The organism is Blastococcus saxobsidens, from assembly GCF_002938435.1.
In the GTDB taxonomy this organism is placed as follows: Bacteria; Actinomycetota; Actinomycetes; order Mycobacteriales; family Geodermatophilaceae; genus Blastococcus; species Blastococcus saxobsidens.
In genome coordinates this window covers 28792-48074 of sequence record NZ_POQT01000021.1, presented here as the reverse complement: position 1 = coordinate 48074, position 19283 = coordinate 28792, and the positions used below count along the sequence as shown (strand labels likewise).

The following is a 19283-nucleotide window of genomic DNA, read 5'->3' as shown; positions in this document are numbered from 1 at the left end:
TACCGATGCTCGCGCGGGGCGCCGTGGTCCCGCCGGTGCGGGGCGCGGGATGGGCCGCGAAGGCGTCGAGTCGCCGCTGGTCGAAGGCCGGGTCCGCCACATCGGGGTCGCCCACCCAGAGTCAGTCCGCGTCCGCACGCGCCCGCCGCGGGAGAAGATCTCGGAGTAGTTCTCCATCGGCGAGACGTTGGGCGCGATCGCCGCCAGATGCGCCCCCCCCCCCCCCCCCGGCAACGGTGGGTCGGCGGTGGAGGCCGCCCTCGCTACGGTGCCGGCCGCCAGCCCGACACGGTCGCGACGACCATGGCCAGCTGGATCTTCAGGACGTCGTCCGGCTTGGACAGATCGACGCCGAGCAGCTCCTCGATCTTCCGCAGCCGGTAGGCGACGGTGTTCCGGTGCAGGTACATCCGCTTGCTGCACTCGTTCACCGAGGTGCCGCTGGCCAACCAGTTCTCCAGCGTCGACGTCAGGTGGGACCCGCTGGCCGCGCTCGGGTTCATGAGCGGGGCCAGGAGCCGGCGGGAGAAGTCGCTCAGCGCTTCACCGGGGCCCGAGTCCAGCATCACCCCGTAGAGGCCGAAGCTGTCGATGTCCACGAGGTCGGGGGAGTGCGCGGTCAGCAGTTCGGCAGCCCGCACGAGCAGCAGATAGCTGCTGCGGTAGGCCGATATCCCGAGGATGCCGCGCTTGACGAGGACGTGGACGCGGCGGTCGGGATAGAGGGCGGCCGCTGACTCCGCGAGCAGAGCCAGTGCGGCGTCGTCGCCGTGCGCCGGCTCGGCGGATGTCCCGGCGCACCCCTCCGGGCCACGCTCGGGAACGAGTGCCAGCAGCTTGCCGTCCATGATCCCGATCAGCGGGCGGGGGGACATGTGGACGAGCCGGGCCGCCAGGCGGGCGAGGTCCCGTGCCTGGGCGATGCGCTCCGGACGTCGCCCCACGGCGGTGGGGGTCGGGGACAGGAGGGCCGCGAAGTGCGGTGCCCGCAGATCGTGGCCCAGTGCCTCGGCCCGCGAGCGGAGCATCGGTGCCCGGGACTCCGCGGTGTCGGCGAGCAGCTCGCTGAGGAGATCGCTGGCGATCCGCGCCTCGATCTCCGCCTGGTGCTGGGTGGCCTGGAGCTCGAGGGCCACGGGCAGCGTCAGGCCCGCCGAGTCGGGTGCGGACAGCAGCTCCACGCCCGGACCGCTGGCGGTCAGCCACCCACGCAGGTGGTCGTGCACCGAGATCGGCGCCACCCAGACCGGTGTCCCGTCGGGCGACTCGCGCAGCGCTGCTGCCCTGCCCTCGCCCCCGGCCGCGTGTTCGGCCGCGGCGACGGACCGCAGGCCGTCGAGCAGCTGATCCGCGCCCCCGTCGATGGGGACCGAACCCGCGCCCGCGCCCGCGCCCGCCCAGGCAGCCATGCGCAGGCCGGTGTCCCACATGGCGGCCGTGCCGCCGACCGCCTCCGCCACCGCTTCCACGATGCCGGCGAGTCCCCGGCTCGCCAGCACGGCGTCGCAGAGCTCGACGTGCAGGTGCAGCAACCGGGCGTAGCGCTCCACGTCCGCGGCGGCCCGCGACGTCTCGAGCCGGAGCCGGTCGACCTCCCCGTTCTGCGCATCCCGGCGGCCCGCGGCCTCGAGCGCGCCCGCTGTGTGCTCTGCCAGCAGTTCGATCAGCCGCACGTCGTCGGGAGTGAAGTCGCGGACAGCCCGGCTGTACGCGGTGATCGAGCCCAGGGCCACACCGCCGAGCCCGTGCATGGGGGCGGCCAGCAGAGCCCGGTAGCCCTGCATCTTCGCCATGTCGGCCCACTGTGCGCTGTCGGGGTCCGCGAGCGCGTCGGACAAGGCGATGGCGTGGCCGCCGAGCACGGCGCTGGTGCTCGGCGTGCGGAAGCTCCGGACGGACAGGGTGAGCGGCTCGGCGTTGTTCACCAGGGCGACGTACTCCGCGCTGAGGCCGTGGGAGCCGCCGACGACCAGCCGGTCGCCATCGGCCACCTGGAAGACGGCAGCGAACTCCGTTCCCAGCAACCGGCACGCGTGGCGCGCGGCCAGGGCCAGCAGATCAGGGACGGTGGCCTCGCGGTTCACCGCACGGAGCAGATCCGCGCTGATCGACATGGCCGCGGACCACCGGTGATCGGACCCGGCTACCGGTGGCGCGACCGCGCCGGCCGCCTGCGAGGTACGGCGGCCGGTCATGCGGTCCTTCCCTTGTCGCGCTGCACCACGTCAGCACGAATGCCTGTGCACCGGGCCATCGCCGGAGACTACCGATCGCCCCGGCGCGCCGACGGTGTCTCGCCGCGCCGGATCAGCGCAGCGGGACGACGGCGGGTCCCGGCACGACGCCGACGTCGATCACGCCGACGTGCTCGACCTCGAGGCGGACCCGGTCACCGGGCCGCAGCCACGGGAACGCCTCCTCGCCGTGCACCCTCGACAGCTCGAGGATGCAGCCGGTGCCCACGGTGCCGCTGCCCACGACGTCGCCCGGTCGCAGCGTGGTCCCGCGGGAGGCGTAGGCCAGGAGCTCGGCGAAGCTCCAGTAGATGGTCGAGAAGGTGCCCCGCGAGTACTGCGTGCCGTTGACCTGCGCCGTCATGGCCAGGTCGTAGGCGTTGCCTGCCCGGTAGGGCTCCAGCTCGTCGGGGGTGACGAGGTAGCGGCTGAAGCTGGTGGCGCCGTCCTTGCCCTTCGCGGGGCCGAGTAGTCCCCGCATCTCCTGCTCCTGGAGGTCGCGGGCGCTCCAGTCGCACAGGACCATGTAGCCCGCGATGTGGCTCTCCGCCTGCGCCGGATCCAGGTCGCTGCCGGCGCGGCCGACGACGGCGGCGATCTCCAGCTCGTAGTCGAATCGTGCCGAACCGGGGGAGACGGCGACGTCGTCGTGCGGTCCGTGTACCGCCGCGGGGTTGGTGAAGTAGAAGAGCGGGATCTCGTACCAGACCGGGTTGACGCCGTGCCCCAGTGCCTCGCTGCTGGTCTTGACGTGCTCCTCGAAGGCCATGAAGTCGCGGATGGACGGCGGCGCGGGGATCGGGGCCAGGAACTGGGCGCCAGCCTCCTCCACGACCTCGAAGGGGTCCTGCAGCGCGCGCTCGGCGGCCTTGGCCATCCGCTCGCCGAAGCCGTCGCCCAGCAGCTCGAGGAGGTTCGTGACGTCGCGCAGCCCGTGCAGGCGGCCGTCGCGGGAGAGGGCCACGTGCTCGCGGCCGTCGGTGGGGGAGAGGTAGGTGGACCAGCGCATGGGAGTGTTCCTGTCGGTCAGGCGAGGCAGGTGAGTGGGCGGCCGCCGTTGTAGGCGACCATGTCCTGGAGGGCGGCCACGATGTCGATCGGGGCGCCCCGTTCGGCGCCGTCGAGCTCGGCGTAGGCGCGGTGCAGGTTGCCGACGATGCGCTCGGCGTCGGTGAGCTCGGCGTAGGCGCCGAGGTCGGTCTCCCGGGCGGTCTCCAGCGGGGTGAGCCCCGCGGCTCGTCCCTTCGCCGCCACGTCGAGGACGAACCTCAGGTAGCCCGCGATCTCGTCGATGAGGCCCGGTCCGGAGACGGGACCGTGACCGGCGACGATCGTCTCGGCGCCCAACGGGCGGACGACGTCCTCGAGGACCTCGAGCGCGCCGGCCACCGACCCCATCAGCAGGAACGGCGTGCCCCCGTTGAAGAGCAGGTCGCCGCAGAAGAGCACCGACCGCTCCGGGATCCAGACGATGGAGTCGTTCGTCGTGTGCGCGGGCGTCCCGACGTGGCGGACCTCGCAGCGCACGTCGTCGGCCCAGAGCGTCACCCCGCGGTCGTAGGTCAGGAAGGGCGGCGCCATCTCGACGTCGCCCCACTCCACGTCGTCGAACAGGCCCAGGTTCGCCGGCGGGCCGGCGGCCAGCAGCTCCTCGCGGGTCCGGTCGTGGGCGACGATGGTGGCCCCGCCGAACAGGTAGTTGCCGTAGGTGTGGTCGCCGTGGTGGTGGGTGTTCACCAGGGTCCGGACCGGCTGGTCGGAGATCCGCTCGATGGTCTCCAGGTAGGCGCGGGTGCGGCGTTCCGTGGACGTGGCGTCGACGGAGATCACCCCGGTGCGCGTGACCAGGAACCCGGTGTTGTTGAGGTACCAGCTGCCGTCGGGCTGCAGGTAGGCGTAGATGCCGTCGCTCACCTCCTGCAGCGTCGCCGGCCCCGGCGGGAAGGGGTGGGTGGACGTCGGGTGCATCGGTTCTCCTCGGGTGCTCGGGAGCGTCGGTCTCCCGTTGACGACGGACGAGTCGTCGTACGGCCGGACGGGTGCCGCACGACGCCGGCGACCACTGCGTTCGAGGGGCCTGGAAGTGATGCGGGCGACAGCTCAGGACGGACGCTAGTGCGCAGCGGCCGGCACGGCGATGGTCGCGCTGCATGACAGATCGGCCAATCTTTGTTCACTGCGCTAAGTGAGTTGCGTCGCAGAATCCGTACTGTCCGATGGCATGCGTCACACCTGGTCACCGGGACGGACTCCATGACCGCCCCGCCGAGCGCCGCTCCCACGGGTCGGACCGACGACTCCGCACGGCAGCGACCCGTCCTGTCCATCCGCGATCTGTCCATCACGTTCAGCGGGCTCCGGGCGCTGGACGGCGTCAGCTTCGACGTGCCCACCGGCGGCGTCACCGCTGTGATCGGGCCGAACGGTGCCGGCAAGACCACGCTGTTCAACTGCATCAGCGGGATCTACCGCGGCGAGGGCGAGATCGAGCTGGCGGGGGAGTCCCTGGCGGGGAAGTCCCCGCACGCCCGGGCGGCGCTCGGCATCGCGCGCACCTTCCAGACGCCGACCCTGATCGAGGACGACACGGTCCTGGCCAACGTGATGCTGGGCGGCTTCTCCCGGACCCGCGCGGGCCTGCTCCCGCACATGGTGCTCAGCCCGCGGTCGCGCCGCGAGGAGAGCGAACTGCGCGACCGGTCCGCCGAGGCGCTGGAGCTCATGGGGCTCCTGCCGCTGGCCGGCGCCCGGGCCGCCGACCTCCCGCACGGCCTGCGCCGGCGGGTGGAGCTGGCACGGGCGCTGGTCGCCCAGCCGCGGCTGGTCCTCCTCGACGAGCCCGCGGCCGGCATCAGCCACACGGAGGCCCTGGAGTTCGCCGACCTGCTCACCGGCCTCGCCGAGCGGTCCGGGGCGACCCTGCTGCTCGTCGAGCACAGCGTCGCGCTCGTGATGCGGGTGGCCCGGCGCATCGCCGTCCTCGACTTCGGCAAGCTCGTCGTCGAGGGCGAACCGTCGCTCGTGCGGCGGGACCCCCGGGTGCTGGCCGCCTACCTCGGCGACGAGGCCGAGTCATGACCCTCCTGCAGCTCACCGGGGTGCGGGCCGCCTACGACGGCGTCCAGGCGCTGCACGGCATGGACCTCGCCGTCACCGAGGGGGAGATGGTCGCCCTCCTGGGTGCCAACGGCGCCGGCAAGACGACGACGCTCCGGGCCGTCTCGGGAACCGTCTCGGTCGAGGGCGCGGTGCTCCTCGACGGGCAGGACGTCACCGGATGGGCGGCGCACCGCGTGGCCCGCCTCGGCGTCGGCCACGTGCCCGAGGGCCGCGGCACCTTCGTCGACCTCACGGTCGAGGAGAACCTCACACTCGGGGCCCTCGCCCGCGCCAAGCGCCTGCGCGGCCAGGTCAAGGAGGACCTCGCGGCGGTGCACGAGCTGTTCCCCATCTTGCGCGAGTTCTCCCGCCGGCAGGCCGGTGCGCTGTCCGGCGGCCAGCAGCAGATGCTCGCGATCGCCCGGGCCATCCTCGGCCGTCCGCGACTCCTGCTGGTCGACGAGCCCTCGCTCGGGCTCGCGCCCATGGTGACCACCGAGATCCTGCGGAGCCTGCGCGTCCTGCAGGCGGAGTGGCAGCTCGCCGTCCTGCTGGCGGAGCAGAACGCCCGGCGCGCCCTGGCGGTCGTCGACCGCGCCTACGTCCTCGAGTCCGGCCGCGTCGTCGCGTCCGGCAGCGCAGCAGAACTGAGGGAGAACACCGCCGTGCAGGACGCGTACCTCGGCGCCGAGCAGACCGGCCGGCCGGCATGACCGAGCTCTGGCAGCAGATCCTGTCCGGCCTCGGCACCGGCTTCATCTACGCCAGCCTCGCCCTGGCCATCTGCCTGGTCTTCCAGGGCACCGGCGCGGTGAACTTCGCCCAGGGCGTCATGGCGACCGCGTCGGCCTACCTGGCGTGGAGTCTCGTGAGCAACGGGATGGACTTCTGGCTCGCGCTGGTGCTCGTGCTGGCCGCCAGCTTCGTCCTGGGTGCCCTGATCGAGCGGGTCTTCATCCGCCCGGTGGAGGGGTCGAGCCCACTGGTGATGCTCACCGTCACCGTGGCGCTGCTCATCGGGCTCCAGGCGGTCGTGGCCCTCATCTGGGGCGACGACCCGCAGCAGCTCGGGAGCCCCTTCGGCGGCGGCAGCGTCGAGGTCCTCGGGGCCAGGCTCACCGCTCAGCAGCTCGGGGCGGCGGCCGTCGTCCTGGTGACGCTGCTGCTCGCGGGCGCCTTCTTCCGCTTCACGACCCTCGGCCTGCGCATGCGGGCCGCCGCGCAGAACCCGGCCTCCGCCCGGCTGCTGTCCATCGACGTGGGCCGGATGCTGGCGCTGGGGTGGGGGCTGGCCGCGACGGTCGGCGCGGTGGCGGGGGTCATCTTCGCGCCGACGCTGGGCGTCTCTCCCGCGATGATGGACAGCTCCCTGCTGCTGGCGCTGGCCGCGGCCACCCTGGGTGGCTTCGAGAGTCGCGTCGGCGCCGTCGTCGGTGGCCTGGTGCTCGGCGTCGCCGCGAACCTGGCCAGCCGGTACATCCCGGGCATCGGGTCGGACCTGCAGCTGGTCGTGCCGTTCGCGGTGATCTTCCTGGTCCTGCTGCTCCGCCCGCAGGGCCTGTTCGGCCGGGCCTCGAGCGTGCGGGCATGACCGCCGCACGGACCCCGGCCGTCGTCGAACCCCCGGCCGAGAGGGACAGCGAACCCACCGTGTCCACGTCGCACGCACTCCCGCCCGCTCCGCGCGTCGGTCTCCGGACGGCCTGGTGGACGGCGGCTCTGGCGGTCGTCCTCCTGCTGGCCGCCCTCGCCCCGGCGAGCGTCATCAGCGACTTCCAGTTCTTCCAGCTTAACCGGGTGATCACCTTCGCCATCGCGATCGGCGGCCTCAACCTGCTGCTGGGCTGGGCGGGCACCATCTCCGCCGGTCACGGCGCGCTGTTCGGGATCGGCGCCTACACGACCGCGATCCTGGTCGCCGACCACGGCGTCCCCTGGCCGCTGGCCGTCCTCGCGTCGCTCCTGGTCGGCCTGCTGGTCGGGGCGCTGCTGGGCCTGCCGGCGCTGCGGCTCGGCGGGATGAACCTCGGGCTCATCACGCTGGCGATCGCGCTGCTCCTGCCACCGCTGCTCACCCGACTGGACTGGCTGACCGGCGGCCCGTTCGGCAAGACGACCCCGCGCGTGGAGGCTCCTCCGGGACTGCCCTTCTCCTCCCCGCAGTGGCTGTTCCTCGTCAACCTCGTGGTGCTGGCCGTCGTCTTCTGGCTGCTGTCCAACATGCTGCGGGGCCGCATGGGGCGGGCCCTGGACGCCGCGGCGTCCTCGCGGGTGATGGCCGCGGCGCACGCCGTTCCGACCAACCGGATCACCGTCGCGGTCTTCGCCATCAGCGCGGCGGTGGCGGCCCTGGCCGGCGCCCTCTTCCACCTGACCACGCGCACGTCGACGCCGGACAGCTTCACCTTCCTGCTGTCGATCTCACTGATCGCCGGCGCCGTCGTCGGCGGCAGCCGCTCGTTCGTCGGGGCGATCATCGGCGCCGCGTTCGTGGTCTTCGTGCCCGAGAGCCTCGGCGGGTTCGTCGAGCCCGCGGCAGCGGGCCAGTGGCAGCAGGTCGTCTACGCCGCCGCCCTGCTGCTGGTCATCTACTTCTTCCCCCGAGGCCTGGCCGGACTGGTCCGGCAGGCGCGCAACCGGCTCGTCCGGCGCAGGTCAATCCACGCTCGATCACAGGAGGCACAGTCATGAGCCGGTCCACCAGACGCCCGATCACCTCAGCCCGGGGGGTCGCCGCCATCACGCTGGTGCTGGCGATGTCCGCGACCGCCTGCGGCGGCTCCGACCGCCGCGAGGCGGAGTCCGGCGGCGGCGCGCAGGGGGTCACCGACGAGGCGATCAAGATCGGCGGCAGCTTCCCCTTCAGCGGTCCCTACGCCGTCTTCTCCAACGCGAGCCAGGCCATCGCGGCCTGCTTCGCCGCGGTGAACGAGGACGGCGGCGTCAACGGGCGCCAGATCGAGTACACCGCGGCGGACGACGCGTACGACCCGGCTCGCCTGACCGCCAACGCGCGGGAGGCGGTGGAGCAGGAGCAGGTGGCGGCCTTCATCTCCTTCGGTGGCACCAACGTCGCCATCCAGCCCTACATGAACGAGAGCCAGGTGCCGCACATCGTCCTGGCCGGCAACGCGGAGTTCAGCCGGGTCGAGGAGTTCCCCTTCACGCACGCCTGGTGGCCGGACCTCAGCTGGGAGGCCGAGGCCGTCACCAGCTACGTGATGGAGCACCCGGAGGAGTTCCCCTCGCCCGAGATCGGGCTGATCTCGCTGAACAACACGCTCGCCGACAGCCACATCGCCGGCATCGAGGCCGGTCTCGGCGGCGACGCCGCGACGGTCTTCCCGGAGGAGAACCGGCTGCGGGTCGAGCCCACGCTCGCCGACTGGACCTCGCAGCTCAACCAGCTGCAGGCCGCCGGCGTGAACGTCCTCTACATGAACCCCGGCACCGCCGGTCAGGCCAACGCGATCAAGTACATCAAGGAGATCGGCTGGCCGGTCCAGGTGATCGTCTACTCGGGCGGCACCTCCATCAAGACCAACCTCGAGCCCGCCGGCCTCGACGCGGCCGAGGGCATCTACGGGGCGGCTTGGCTCAAGGACCCGTCGGACTCTCGGTGGGCCGACGACGAGGGCATCCAGCGCTACCGCGAGGTCATCGAGCAGTACGGCGAAGGTGCCGACCCGGACCTGATCTTCACCGCGAACGGCTACGGCGTCTGCCAGGCGGTCCTGTCGGTGCTGGAGTCGCTCGGCGACGAGGAGATCACCAGCGAGGCCTTCAACGAGGCCTGGATGGCCGTCGACGGCGAGGAGAGCGACGTGCTCGTCCCGGGCGCCGACCTCATCGCGGGGGAGAGCGGCCGGCTGGTGCACGAGTACCAGATGCTCCGCTTCGACGGCACCTCGTGGCAGGACGTCGGCGAGCTGATCGACGTCTACGAGGCCGGCATCACCGAGTAGTCCCACCCATCCCACCGACAGTCAGGAGGACCGGGCGATGTCGCTCGCGAGTTCCGCCGCAGGATCGTTCCGCGGCGAGGAGATCATCGAGGACTACATCGCCCGGTTCTCCAACTGGGGCCGGTGGGGACCCGAGGACCAACGGGGAGCGATGAACCACGTGGGTCCGCAGGAGGTCACCGCCGCGACGCAGCTCGTCCGGCAGGGCAAGGTCATCTCGATGTCACTGCCCTACGACCTGCACGGGCCGCAGGCAGGCGGGTTCCGGGCGAATCCGCTGAACATGATGACCGCGACCGGCACCGACCATCTCGCCGGGGCGCAGGACCCTCTGCCAGCGGGCTTCGGCCCGGCGAAGGGGTTCGGGTTCGCCGACGACGTCCTGGTGATGCCGAACCAGGCAGGGACCCAGTGGGACGCGCTCGCGCACATCTTCTGGCACGGGAAGCTCTACAACGGTTTCGACGCCGCGACGGTGACCTCGGCCGGCGCGGCTCGCGGGGGGATCGAGAACTACCGGCAGGACTTCGTCATGCGGGGCGTCCTGCTCGACGTCGCGCGCCACCTGGAGCGGGAGAGCCTCGACCCGGGCTACGCGATCGGTCCCGAAGACCTGGATGCCACTGCCGAGGCGCAGGGTGTGGAGATCCGGCGGGGAGACGCCGTGATCGTCCGGACGGGCATGCTGGAGACGCGTCGCGCGGCATGGGGCGACTTCGCCGGTGGTCCGGCCCCCGGCCTCTCGCTGCACGTCGCGCCGTGGCTGCACGCTCACGACATCGCGGCGATCGCCACCGATACGTGGGGCTGCGAGGTGCGACCGAACGAGATCGACCTGTTCCAGCCGCTGCACGTGGTGGCCCTCGTGCACATGGGCATCCCGTTCGGCGAGATCTGGGATCTCCAGGCGATCGGCGAGGACTGCGCTGCCGACGGCGTCTACGAGTTCCTGCTCTCCGCGGCCCCGTTGCCCATCACCGGTGGGGCAGGTTCGCCGGTGAATGCGCTCGCGATCAAGTAGCCCGATTCCGGACACCGCCGCCGGCAACCGGCTGCAACCGGGGAGGAGTTCTCGCACCTGGTGACTGCGCCGGCCGGGTGCGGTCATCCGAGGGCGCGGGCGTACTCCTGCCGGCGTTCCGGAGGCAGGGCGGGGCCGGGGCGTCGAGGGACCGGTGGCGGCAGCTGGCCGGTGACCCCGCGGACGGCCAGGTGGGCCGCGCCGAGGGCCGTCGCCTCCTGCGCGTCGACGAACGCGGCGGTGCCTTCGCCGACCGCCTCCCGGATCTCCCGCCACGTCGCCGACTCGGCCGGCCGGCCGGCCAGCAGCCGCCGGGTGACGGCCCGGCCGGCGGCCCGGCTGAGGTCCCGCGTCAGGTCGCGCGACGCCACCGCAGTGGTCTCCATGAGGGCGCGCAGCACGGTCGCGGGGGTGACGTCCAGCGGCACGCCGTCCAGGCTCAGCCGGCGGTCGGCGGAGATCCGCCCCCGCACGCCCCGGCTGCCCACCGGTTCCCCGCCGAGCAGGTCGTCGAGGTCGGCGGAGGGGTCCAGGCCCAGCAGCTTCGTCCACGTCAGGTAGAGCGCCCCCGACGGCAGCGCCGCGTGCAGGTAGTACAGGCCGTCGGTCACGAAGCAGCCCACCTCGCTGCCGGCCGTGGCCGCAGGGTCGAGGGAGTCGGTGACCAGGAGGTGCGCCTCGGACGTGCCGGCGGAGACGAACAGGTCGCCGGGGGAGCGGGCACCGGCGGCCAGCGCGCCGCAGAAGTGGTCGTGCCCGCCGGTGACGAGCGGGATCCCGGGCGCGACGCCGAGCTCCGCGGCGAGGGCGCTGCCCAGCTCGCCGACCACCGTGCCGGAGGGGACGAGGCGGGGCAGGGTGAGGTGCCCCATGCCCACCACGTCGAGGCCCTCGGGGCGCCACGACCGGGTGGGGGCGTCGAACAGCCCCGTGCGGGACGCGTGGGAGTGGTCCATCACCAGTTCTCCGGGGCCCAGGGAGGCGAGCAGCCAGCTGCCGAGATCGGTGAGCGTCGTGGCCGCGCTGGCCGGGGCCGGCCGGGCGCGGGCCCACCACGCGAGGGCGTGGACGGTGTACTCGGGGTGCCGGAGGCCGGTCACCGGGGCTCGGCGGTCCAGCTCGGCCGCGTGCTCCCGGGCCGGCGCGTGGCCGACGCCGGAGAACCAGGTGGGCACGTCCCCGACCGGCCGCCCGGCGGCGTCGAGCAGCACCGCCTCCTCGCCCACCGAGGTGACGGCGATGCCGCCCAGCGCGGCGCGGGCCCCGAAACCTGCCTCCTCCAGTGCGCGCCGGGCGACGTCGAGGGCGACCCCGCGGACCGCCGCGGGGGAGTGGACGGCGGTCCCGCCGTCCTCGGTCTGCGGCGTCGGGACGGCAGCCGTGCCGAGGACCGTGCCGCCGTCCGGTTCGAGGAGCACTGCCTTGGTGCGGGTGGTGCCGATGTCGATGCCCAGGAACGTGGCGCTCACGGGCGCAGCCCGGCCACGGCGGTGGCGACGGAGGCGGACCGCAGTTCGTGGACCTCGTCCCGCCCGCCGAGGTCGGGCTCCAGCCGCCGGGCGTTGGCCGCACCGGCCGCGGCCCCCGTGCGCAGCGCGGTCGGGCGGTCCTCGCCCTGGGCGAGCGAGGTGACGAAGCCCGCCAGCATCATGTCCCCGGAGCCCGTGGCGTTGACCACCGGGACGCTCGGGCTGGACACGTCCCACCCCTCGTCCGCCGACCGGTAGGAGAGCCCGGCCGCACCGCGGGTCACGACGACCGCCCGGGCCCCGGCCGCCAGGGCCCGCGTCATCAGCGCGTCCAGGTCCGCGTCCTCGCCGTCGCCGGTCAGCCCGCCGTCGACCCGCAACTCCTCCTCGTTGACCTTCACCACGTCGGGGCCCGAGCGCAGGGCGGCGGCCAGCCCCGGACCGGACGTGTCCACGACCGTGAGCACGTCCCGCCCGCGCAGCCCGCTCACGCAGCGCGCGTAGAGGTCGTCCGGGGCACCCCGCGGCAGGCTCCCGGTGCACACGACCAGGTCACCGGGCCGCACCGCCGTCAGCAGGCGCTCGACGAGCGCGTCGACCTCGGCGCCGCCGACCTCCGGGCCCGGTTCGTTGATCACCGTGGAGGCACCCGTCGCGCGGTCCACGATCACGGTGGTCACCCGAGTCTCACCCCGGATCGGCACGTGCCGGTCGTCGATACCCAGCTCCCGGCAGCCGGCCGAGATCTGCGCGCCCACGGACCCGCCGACGAAGCCGTGCAGCGCGGCGCGGCCACCCAGCCGGACGCTGCCCCGGGCCACGATCATGCCCTTGCCACCCGGCCGGCTGACCACGTCCACGGCGCGGTGCACCTCGCCCGGCACGAGGCGCGGCACCACCTGCAGTCGGTCCTGGGCGGGGTTCGGGCTGACGACGTGGATCATCGGGCCTGCGGGCGCTTCGTGCACGGATCTCCTCCTGGGCCTGGCGACACTGCGGGCGGACCGCAGAGCACGCTGGATCGGCTGGCTGCTACGTTCCCGGCCGGGCGCCGCCGTCCCGCCGGCCGCGTCGCCCGATGCGGGCGCCCGGCGCCGCGCAGGGGCCTCCCTGCCGCCCCCGAGCCCGTTCCGGACGCTCCCGGCGGGACCGCCGAACCGAGGAGCACCCCGTGGCACGCGCAGCACTGACCGACGTCCTCGCCGCGGCGCAGCAGGCGCGCAGCGGCCTCGGCGCCTTCAACGTCATCCAGCTCGAGCACGCCGAGGCGATCGTCGCGGGAGCCGAGGCGGCGGGCCGGCCCACCGTCCTGCAGGTCAGCGAGAACGCCGTCCGGTACCACGGGGCGCTGGCGCCCGTCGGCCGCGCCATGCTCGAGGTCGCCGACGCGGCAGGCGTCCCCGTGGTGGTCCACCTGGACCACGCCACCGACGTCGACCTCGTCGAGCAGGCGCTGACCCTCGGGTTCACCTCGGTGATGTTCGACGGCTCCACCCTGCCGGTCGAGGAGAACCTCGCCACCACGCGGCGCGTCGTCGAGCGCGCGCACGACCGGGGGGCCTCCGTCGAGGCCGAGATCGGGGAGATCGGCGGCAAGGACGGCGTGCACGCCCCTGGGGTCCGGACCCGGCCGGAGGACGCCGCCCGGTTCGTCGAGGAGACCGGCATCGACGCCGTGGCCGTGGCGGTCGGCAGCTCGCACGCCATGACCACGCGCACCGCGCGGCTCGACCTGGACCTGATCGCGACCATCCGGGACGCCGTACCGGTACCCCTCGTCCTGCACGGCTCCTCCGGCGTACCGGACGACCACCTGCGGGAGGCGGTGTCGGCCGGCATGACGAAGATCAACATCTCCACGCACCTGAACGGCACCTTCACCCGCGCGGTGCGCGACATGCTCGCCGCCGACCCGGCGCTCGTCGACCCCCGGAAGTACCTCGGAGCGGCCCGGACGGCGACCGCGCAGGAGGTCGAGCGGCTGGTCAGGCTGCTGGCCGGCTGACGCCTCAGCCCGCACCGGGCTCCTGCCGCAGGGCCGCGGCCAGCACCGGCGCCAGCGGGAGCTGGGGGAGGAGCGTGGCCTGGTAGGCGTGGTAGACGTCCGGCTTCCCGGTCCAGACGGCGTCGGCGTCCCCCACCGGCAGCTCGTGCACCCAGCTGCCCCGGTCCCGGTCGACGAACCGGGTGACGGCCTCGTCCCAGAAGGTGCGGTACCAGCGCTCGTAGCCGGGTTCGCCGGTGCGTCGGACGAGCGCGCCCGCCGCGCCGATGGCCTCGGTGAGCACCCAGTGCAGCCGGGAGGCGACGACCGGGCGGTCCGACCAGTCCAGCGTGTAGACGAAGCCGGGCTCCCCGTCGGGTGCCCAGCCCACCTCGACGGCCGCGTCGAACAGGCTGCGGGCGTCGGGCAGCAGCCAGTCGGGAGCGTCGGCGCCGAGCGCCGCCTCCAGGTGGAGAAGCAGGCGTGACCATTCCAGCCAGTGGCCGGGGGTGGAGCCGTAGGGGCGGAACTTGTCGTTCTTCCGCTCGGCGTTGTAGTCCGGCAGCGGCCGCCACTCGGGGTCGAAGTGCTCGGGCAGCCGCCAGCCGTTATCCCGGGCCGCGGTGTGCACCAGCCGCTCGGCGATGCTGGTGGCGCGGGCGAGCCAGCGCTCGTCGCCGGTGACGGCCGCGACGGTGAGGAACGCCTCGACCGTGTGCATGTTGCTGTTGGCGCCGCGGTAGGCCTCCAGCTCGGTCCAGGTGCGGTCCCAGCTCTCCACCGACCGGCCCTCGTCGTCCCGCCAGAAGTGCTGCTCCACCACCGCGAGCGCCTCCTGCAGCAGGTCGGCCGCGCCCGGCCGCCCGGCGGCGGTGGCGCTGGCCGCGGCCAGCACGACGAACGCGTGGTCGTAGGCGGACTTGGCGGTGGCCGCGGGCTCGCCGGGGGGAGTGAGCGAGGAGTACCAGCCGCCGTGCTCGGCGTCCCGGAAGGGACCGGTCAGGGCGGCCAGCCCGGTGTCGACCAGCGGACCGGCGCCGGGCCGCCCGCGCAGGTGGGCCAGGGCGAAGACGTGCGTCATCCGCGCGGTGATCCACAGCTGCGGCGCCTGGGCGGCGTCCGGGCGCCCTTCGTCGTCGAGCCAGGCGAAGCCCGTCGAGGCGCTCCCGGCTGCCTCGGCGAAGGCGAGCAGGCGGTCGCCCTCGCGGTCCAGCCAGGCCCGGTGGCTCGGGAGCGAGATCCACGAGGCTGACTGCGGGGAGTCACCGGTCGTCGTCATGGGTCCTCCTCGGAAGTGGCCGATCAGGTGTGCCGGTGCGGTCGGTGGAGGGACCCTAGCGCTTTGCAACGGCTCGGTCTCGGCTGCACATCGAGGCTTGACATCGATGACAACGCGGCTGTTGCATGACGCAGGTCACTCCGGACCGCTCGATGACCCCGTGAAGGTTCTGCCGTGCCCGTTCCCGCACCGACCGCGCGAGAGCGGCTCGTCGCGCCCCTCGCAGGGCACGAGGGGGAAAGGCATGCGTGAGCGCGTGACGCTGCGTGACGTCGCCCACGTGGCGGCGGTCAGCGCGAAGACCGTCTCCCGGGTGGTCAACGGGGATGCGCACGTCACCCCCGCCACGCGCGCCAGGGTGCAGCAGGCGATCGCCGACCTGGGCTTCCAGCCCAACCTGGTGGCCCGGTCGCTGCGGGTCGGTCGCGCCGACGTGGTGGGTCTGGTCGTGGAGAGCCTCGCCGACCCGTTCTTCGCCCGGCTCACCAGCGCCGTCGAGCAGGCGGCCCACGAGCGCGGCCTCGCGGTGATGGTGTCCAGCGTCGGCAACCGTGAGCCGGAGCGGGAGTCGGTGATCGTGGAGAGCCTGCTCGTGCGCCAGGTCGCCGGCCTCATCGTCGCTCCCATGGCGCAGAGCCATGCCTACCTCGCCGGAACCGGCCGGCGGACGCCGATCGTGTTCATCGACCGGCTCCCGGAGGGGCTGGTCAGCGACGCCGTGCTGGTCGACGACCTCGCCGCGGGGGAGATGGCGACCCGTCACCTCCTCGACCACGGCCACCGCCGGGTCGCCTTCCTGGGGTCCGAGCTGCGCAACCCGACGACGCGGCTGCGCCTGGCCGGCTACCGCCGGGCGCTGGCCACGCACGGGCTCGCCGACGAGGAGTCGCTCGTGGCCGTGGGTGCCGGGACGGCCGCGGAGGCCCGCGCGGCGGCCGAGCAGCTGCTCGCCGCCCCGCAGCCGCCCACGGCGATCTTCTCGTCGAACATGCGCTGCTCGCTGGGGCTGGTGCCCCTCCTCCACGGCCGCGGGCGCACGGACGTGGCCGTGGTGAGTTTCGACGACTTCGCGATGGCCGACTCGCTCGTCCCGGCGGTCACGGTCCTCGACCACGACCCCGAGGTCATCGGCCGCGCCGCCGCGGAGCGGCTGTTCCGCCGGCTCGACGACCTCGACGCCCCCCCGGAGACCGTGACGGTGCCGGTCCGGCTGGTGCCGCGGGGCTCCGGCGAGCTCCGGCCGGACGACCGGGAGGTCGTCCCGGACCACGACCGGCCACAGGACAGGTTGCAGGACATGGCGCGCCACGGAGGGGAAGGGAGGACGTCGACCATGACGTCGCTGAACGCACAGGAGGGGGCACGGTGACCCCCGCCCTCGAGGCCCGGGGCCTCCGGCGCGAGTTCGGGCACGTCCGTGCCCTCGACGGCGCCGACTTCGACATCGACCCCGGCGAGGTGGTCGCGCTCATCGGCGACAACGGCGCCGGGAAGAGCACATTGGTGAAGGCCCTGTCCGGGTCGCTCGCGGTCGACTCGGGCGAGCTGTACAGCGACGGCGAGCGGGTCACGATCGACAGCCCGGCCGCGGCCCGCGCGCTGGGCATCGAGACCGTCTACCAAGACCTCGCGCTCGCCCCCCACCTCGACCCCGTGCAGAACATGTACCTGGGGCGGGAGGTCATGCGGTCCGGCCTGCTCGGCCGGCTCGGGTTCATGGACCACGCGGAGATGAAGGAGAAGACCCAGCGGGCGTTCGCCGACCTCGGTGCCACGGTGCGCGACTTCACCGCACCCGTCGGTTCGATGTCCGGCGGCCAGCGGCAGCAGATCGCCGTGGCGCGCGCCGCGGCGTGGGCGAGCCGGGTCATCTTCCTCGACGAGCCCACGGCGGCCCTCGGCGTGGTGCAGACCCGCAACGTGCTGGACCTGATCAAGCGGGTGCGCGACCGCGGCATCGCCGTCGTCCTCATCAGCCACTCGATGCCGCACGTGATCGAGGTGGCCGACCGCATCCAGGTGCTGCGCCTGGGCCGCAGGGTGGCGACCTACGACGCCAAGGAGACGTCGATGGAGGAGCTGGTGGGGGCCATGACCGGCGCGATCAACCAGGAGGCGGCGTGATCACCGCGACCCAGCCGGAGCAGGACGCCGCTGCCGAGGAACGGCCGAAGAGTGCGCTGCAGCGGCTCGTCAGCGCCCAGGCGTTCCAGATCCTGGGGGTGCTGCTCGTCCTCATCGTGCTGTTCAGCATCGCCGAACCGGACGCGTTCCTCTCGGTGAACAACTTCCGCAACGTCGTCGTCAACGTCTCGATCCTGGCGATCATCGGCGTCGGGATGACGTTCATCATCATCACCGGGGGGATCGACCTGTCCGTGGGCAGCGTGCTGGTCTTCAGCGGCGTGGTCGCGGCCAAGGTCATGACGGCCCTCGGTGGGCAGGGCGTCGGCGTGTCGATCGTCGGTGCCCTGGTGGCCTGCGGCTCCGGCACGCTGTGGGGCCTCTTCAACGGCGTGGTGGTCGCCCGCCTGAAGGTGCCGCCGCTGATCGTCACCCTCGGAACCCTCGGCATGGCGCTGGGCGCCGCGCAGATCCTGACCGGCGGCATCGACCTGCGGGGCGCCCCCACGGTGCTGACCGACACGATCGGGTTCGGGCGGCTGTTCGGCCAGATCCCCTACCTGTCGCTCATCGCGCTGGTCGTCGTCGTCGTGGGCGCGGTGATCCTGCACCGCACCCGATTCGGCCGCTACACCTATGCCGTCGGCTCCAACGGCGAGGCCGCGCGACGGGTCGGGGTGAGGGCCGACCGGCACCTGGTCCTCGTCTACACGCTGGCCGGCTTCTGCGCCGGCCTGGCCGGGATCCTGAACCTCGCCTTCTTCTCCTCGACGACGATCGCGGGGCAGTCCAACACCGCGCTGAACGTCATCGCCGGTGTCGTCATCGGCGGGACCAGCCTCTTCGGCGGCATCGGCACGATCGCCGGCACGGTGATCGGTCTCTTCATCCCGGCCGTCCTCCAGAACGGCTTCGTGATCATGGGCGTCCAGCCCTTCTGGCAGCAGGTCGTCGTCGGCGCGTTCCTGATCGCCGCGGTCTACGTCGACCAGGTCCGACGGGCCGCAGCCACGCGCGGGGCCAGCACCCGCCGCTCCTTGTCCTCACGGTTCTCCCGCCCATCAGGGGCACGTCGAAAGGAAGCACAGTGAACAGAGGCACCACGGCCAGGATCGCCGCCATCTCGGCGTTCGCCCTCGCTCTCGCCGCGTGCGGCGGGGACGACGCCGGTGACGGCGGTGGGGGTGGCGGCGGCGGCTCCGAGGCCTACGAGATCGCCTTCGTGCAGGGCGTCGCCGGCGACGAGTTCTACATCACCATGGAGTGCGGCATCCAGGAGGCGGCCGAGGAGCTCGGCGTCGAGGTCACCACGCAGGGCCCGCAGCAGTTCGACCCCGCGCTGCAGACCCCGATCGTCGACAGCGTCGCGGCCAGCGCGCCGGACGGGCTGCTCATCGCCCCGACCGACGTCACCGGCATGTACCGCCCGATCAAGGCGGCGGCCGACGCCGGCGTCACCGTCGGCCTCGTCGACACCACCCTGGAGGACCCGTCCATGGCGGTCACCCAGGTCGCCTCGGACAACGAGGGTGGTGGGGCCGCGGCCTTCGAGGCCATCCAGGAGGCCAACCCCGACGGCGGCAAGGTGCTCATCGTCGGCCACGAGCCGGGGATCAGCACGAACGAGGCGCGGATCAAGGGCTTCCTCGACGCCCTGGCCGAGGACCCGAAGTTCACCGCGCTCCCCACGCAGTACGCGCAGAACGAGGTCGCCGAGGGGGCCCGGATCGTCACCTCGACGCTGCAGTCCGACCCCGACCTCATCGGCATCTTCGGCACCAACCTCTTCGCCGCCGAGGGTGCGGCGACCGGCCTGCGCCAGGCCAACGCCCAGGACCAGGTCACCGTCGTCGGCTTCGACGCGGGTCCGGCGCAGGTGGAGGCGCTGGAGAGCGGGACCGTGCAGGCGCTCGTCGCCCAGCAGCCGGCCGAGATCGGCCGTCAGGGGCTCGAGCAGGTCGTCGCCTCGCTGAACGGTGAGGAGCCTGAGGCCGAGATCCAGACCGGGTTCACGATCCTGACGCAGGAGAACCTGGCCGACAACCAGGACTCGGTGTACCGCTCCAGCTGCTGAGCAGCCGTAGCGCACGACGCCCCGTCCCTCTTGC

Annotated in this window: 17 protein-coding genes; 11 read left to right on the top strand and 6 right to left on the bottom strand. The window is 73.1% G+C overall.

What is annotated here, in order from left to right; genetic code table 11:
• Positions 1 to 263 precede the first annotated feature (263 nt).
• The 3 genes from C5507_RS13540 to C5507_RS13530 all read right to left on the bottom strand — a co-directional run bounded on the left by C5507_RS13540 (position 264) and on the right by C5507_RS13530 (position 4202).
• A complete protein-coding gene (locus C5507_RS13540; RefSeq protein WP_104529051.1) occupies positions 264 to 2195 on the bottom strand; it encodes a helix-turn-helix domain-containing protein in 1932 nt (643 codons plus the stop codon).
• A 112-nt stretch (positions 2196 to 2307) separates the two neighbouring features.
• Entirely contained in the window at positions 2308 to 3243 is a 936-nt protein-coding gene (locus C5507_RS13535) for a fumarylacetoacetate hydrolase family protein (protein WP_165400446.1), read from the bottom strand.
• Between the two features lie 17 nt (positions 3244 to 3260).
• Positions 3261 to 4202, bottom strand: a complete 942-nt coding sequence (locus C5507_RS13530) for an MBL fold metallo-hydrolase (RefSeq protein ID WP_104529050.1) — start codon at positions 4200 to 4202, stop codon at positions 3261 to 3263.
• Positions 4203 to 4487: 285 nt separating this feature from the next.
• Here C5507_RS13530 and C5507_RS13525 point away from each other — a divergent pair, with 285 nt between their 5' ends.
• Genes C5507_RS13525 through C5507_RS13500 form a run of 6 tightly spaced genes read left to right on the top strand, consistent with a single transcriptional unit; the run spans position 4488 to position 10319 of the window.
• Positions 4488 to 5312 carry an ABC transporter ATP-binding protein gene (locus C5507_RS13525; protein ID WP_104529049.1) on the top strand — a complete coding sequence of 275 codons (825 nt, stop codon included), beginning with the start codon at positions 4488 to 4490 and terminating at the stop codon, positions 5310 to 5312.
• Complete coding sequence (locus C5507_RS13520) at positions 5309 to 6046, top strand: ABC transporter ATP-binding protein (protein WP_104529048.1); 738 nt, start codon at positions 5309 to 5311, stop codon at positions 6044 to 6046. The genes C5507_RS13525 and C5507_RS13520 overlap by 4 nt, the downstream gene beginning before the upstream one ends.
• A complete protein-coding gene (locus tag C5507_RS13515; protein WP_104529047.1) occupies positions 6043 to 6924 on the top strand; it encodes a branched-chain amino acid ABC transporter permease in 882 nt (293 codons plus the stop codon). The genes C5507_RS13520 and C5507_RS13515 overlap by 4 nt, the downstream gene beginning before the upstream one ends.
• The gene (locus tag C5507_RS13510; RefSeq protein WP_104529046.1) at positions 6921 to 8024 is read left to right on the top strand and encodes a branched-chain amino acid ABC transporter permease; all 1104 of its coding nucleotides are present in this window, start codon (positions 6921 to 6923) and stop codon (positions 8022 to 8024) included. Before C5507_RS13515 ends, C5507_RS13510 begins: the two co-directional genes overlap by 4 nt.
• Positions 8021 to 9298: an ABC transporter substrate-binding protein gene (locus C5507_RS13505; protein WP_104529045.1), complete on the top strand. Its 1278-nt coding sequence runs from the start codon at positions 8021 to 8023 to the stop codon at positions 9296 to 9298. The genes C5507_RS13510 and C5507_RS13505 overlap by 4 nt, the downstream gene beginning before the upstream one ends.
• Positions 9299 to 9335: 37 nt before the next feature.
• A complete protein-coding gene (locus tag C5507_RS13500; protein WP_104529044.1) occupies positions 9336 to 10319 on the top strand; it encodes a cyclase family protein in 984 nt (327 codons plus the stop codon).
• 83 nt (positions 10320 to 10402) lie between these two features.
• On the opposite strand, the gene C5507_RS13495 is transcribed toward C5507_RS13500, so the two are convergent.
• The gene (locus C5507_RS13495) at positions 10403 to 11788 is read right to left on the bottom strand and encodes an FGGY-family carbohydrate kinase (RefSeq protein ID WP_104529043.1); all 1386 of its coding nucleotides are present in this window, start codon (positions 11786 to 11788) and stop codon (positions 10403 to 10405) included.
• The gene (locus C5507_RS13490) at positions 11785 to 12756 is read right to left on the bottom strand and encodes a 1-phosphofructokinase family hexose kinase (protein WP_130504213.1); all 972 of its coding nucleotides are present in this window, start codon (positions 12754 to 12756) and stop codon (positions 11785 to 11787) included. The genes C5507_RS13495 and C5507_RS13490 overlap by 4 nt, the downstream gene beginning before the upstream one ends.
• 203 nt (positions 12757 to 12959) lie before the next feature.
• Between C5507_RS13490 and C5507_RS13485 the strand changes: the two genes are divergently transcribed.
• Positions 12960 to 13793 carry a class II fructose-bisphosphate aldolase gene (locus tag C5507_RS13485; RefSeq protein ID WP_207225730.1) on the top strand — a complete coding sequence of 278 codons (834 nt, stop codon included), beginning with the start codon at positions 12960 to 12962 and terminating at the stop codon, positions 13791 to 13793.
• 4 nt (positions 13794 to 13797) lie between these two features.
• On the opposite strand, the gene C5507_RS13480 is transcribed toward C5507_RS13485, so the two are convergent.
• A complete protein-coding gene (locus tag C5507_RS13480; protein WP_104529040.1) occupies positions 13798 to 15051 on the bottom strand; it encodes an AGE family epimerase/isomerase in 1254 nt (417 codons plus the stop codon).
• Positions 15052 to 15295: 244 nt separating this feature from the next.
• Between C5507_RS13480 and C5507_RS13475 the strand changes: the two genes are divergently transcribed.
• Genes C5507_RS13475 through C5507_RS13460 form a run of 4 tightly spaced genes read left to right on the top strand, consistent with a single transcriptional unit; the run spans position 15296 to position 19249 of the window.
• Positions 15296 to 16420 (top strand): LacI family DNA-binding transcriptional regulator, encoded by a 1125-nt coding sequence (locus C5507_RS13475; RefSeq protein WP_158657602.1) that lies wholly within the window; start codon positions 15296 to 15298, stop codon positions 16418 to 16420.
• Positions 16417 to 17175 (top strand): ATP-binding cassette domain-containing protein, encoded by a 759-nt coding sequence (locus C5507_RS13470; protein WP_104529038.1) that lies wholly within the window; start codon positions 16417 to 16419, stop codon positions 17173 to 17175. Before C5507_RS13475 ends, C5507_RS13470 begins: the two co-directional genes overlap by 4 nt.
• Positions 17172 to 18266: an ABC transporter permease gene (locus tag C5507_RS13465; RefSeq protein ID WP_104529037.1), complete on the top strand. Its 1095-nt coding sequence runs from the start codon at positions 17172 to 17174 to the stop codon at positions 18264 to 18266. The genes C5507_RS13470 and C5507_RS13465 overlap by 4 nt, the downstream gene beginning before the upstream one ends.
• Positions 18263 to 19249: an ABC transporter substrate-binding protein gene (locus C5507_RS13460; RefSeq protein ID WP_104529036.1), complete on the top strand. Its 987-nt coding sequence runs from the start codon at positions 18263 to 18265 to the stop codon at positions 19247 to 19249. The genes C5507_RS13465 and C5507_RS13460 overlap by 4 nt, the downstream gene beginning before the upstream one ends.
• Positions 19250 to 19283 lie beyond the last annotated feature (34 nt).

What these genes read in the sequence shown, in the direction of transcription:
- C5507_RS13510 (WP_104529046.1), top strand. Translation starts at nt 6,921, where the DNA reads ATGACCGCCGCACGGACCCCGGCCGTCGTCGAACCCCCGGCCGAGAGG.
- C5507_RS13515 (WP_104529047.1), top strand. Translation starts at nt 6,043, where the DNA reads ATGACCGAGCTCTGGCAGCAGATCCTGTCCGGCCTCGGCACCGGCTTC.
- C5507_RS13520 (WP_104529048.1), top strand. Translation starts at nt 5,309, where the DNA reads ATGACCCTCCTGCAGCTCACCGGGGTGCGGGCCGCCTACGACGGCGTC.
- C5507_RS13535 (WP_165400446.1), bottom strand. Translation starts at nt 3,243, where the DNA reads ATGCGCTGGTCCACCTACCTCTCCCCCACCGACGGCCGCGAGCACGTG.
- C5507_RS13540 (WP_104529051.1), bottom strand. Translation starts at nt 2,195, where the DNA reads ATGACCGGCCGCCGTACCTCGCAGGCGGCCGGCGCGGTCGCGCCACCG.
- C5507_RS13480 (WP_104529040.1), bottom strand. Translation starts at nt 15,051, where the DNA reads ATGACGACGACCGGTGACTCCCCGCAGTCAGCCTCGTGGATCTCGCTC.
- C5507_RS13530 (WP_104529050.1), bottom strand. Translation starts at nt 4,202, where the DNA reads ATGCACCCGACGTCCACCCACCCCTTCCCGCCGGGGCCGGCGACGCTG.
- C5507_RS13500 (WP_104529044.1), top strand. Translation starts at nt 9,336, where the DNA reads ATGTCGCTCGCGAGTTCCGCCGCAGGATCGTTCCGCGGCGAGGAGATC.
- C5507_RS13525 (WP_104529049.1), top strand. Translation starts at nt 4,488, where the DNA reads ATGACCGCCCCGCCGAGCGCCGCTCCCACGGGTCGGACCGACGACTCC.
- C5507_RS13475 (WP_158657602.1), top strand. Translation starts at nt 15,296, where the DNA reads ATGCGTGAGCGCGTGACGCTGCGTGACGTCGCCCACGTGGCGGCGGTC.
- C5507_RS13505 (WP_104529045.1), top strand. Translation starts at nt 8,021, where the DNA reads ATGAGCCGGTCCACCAGACGCCCGATCACCTCAGCCCGGGGGGTCGCC.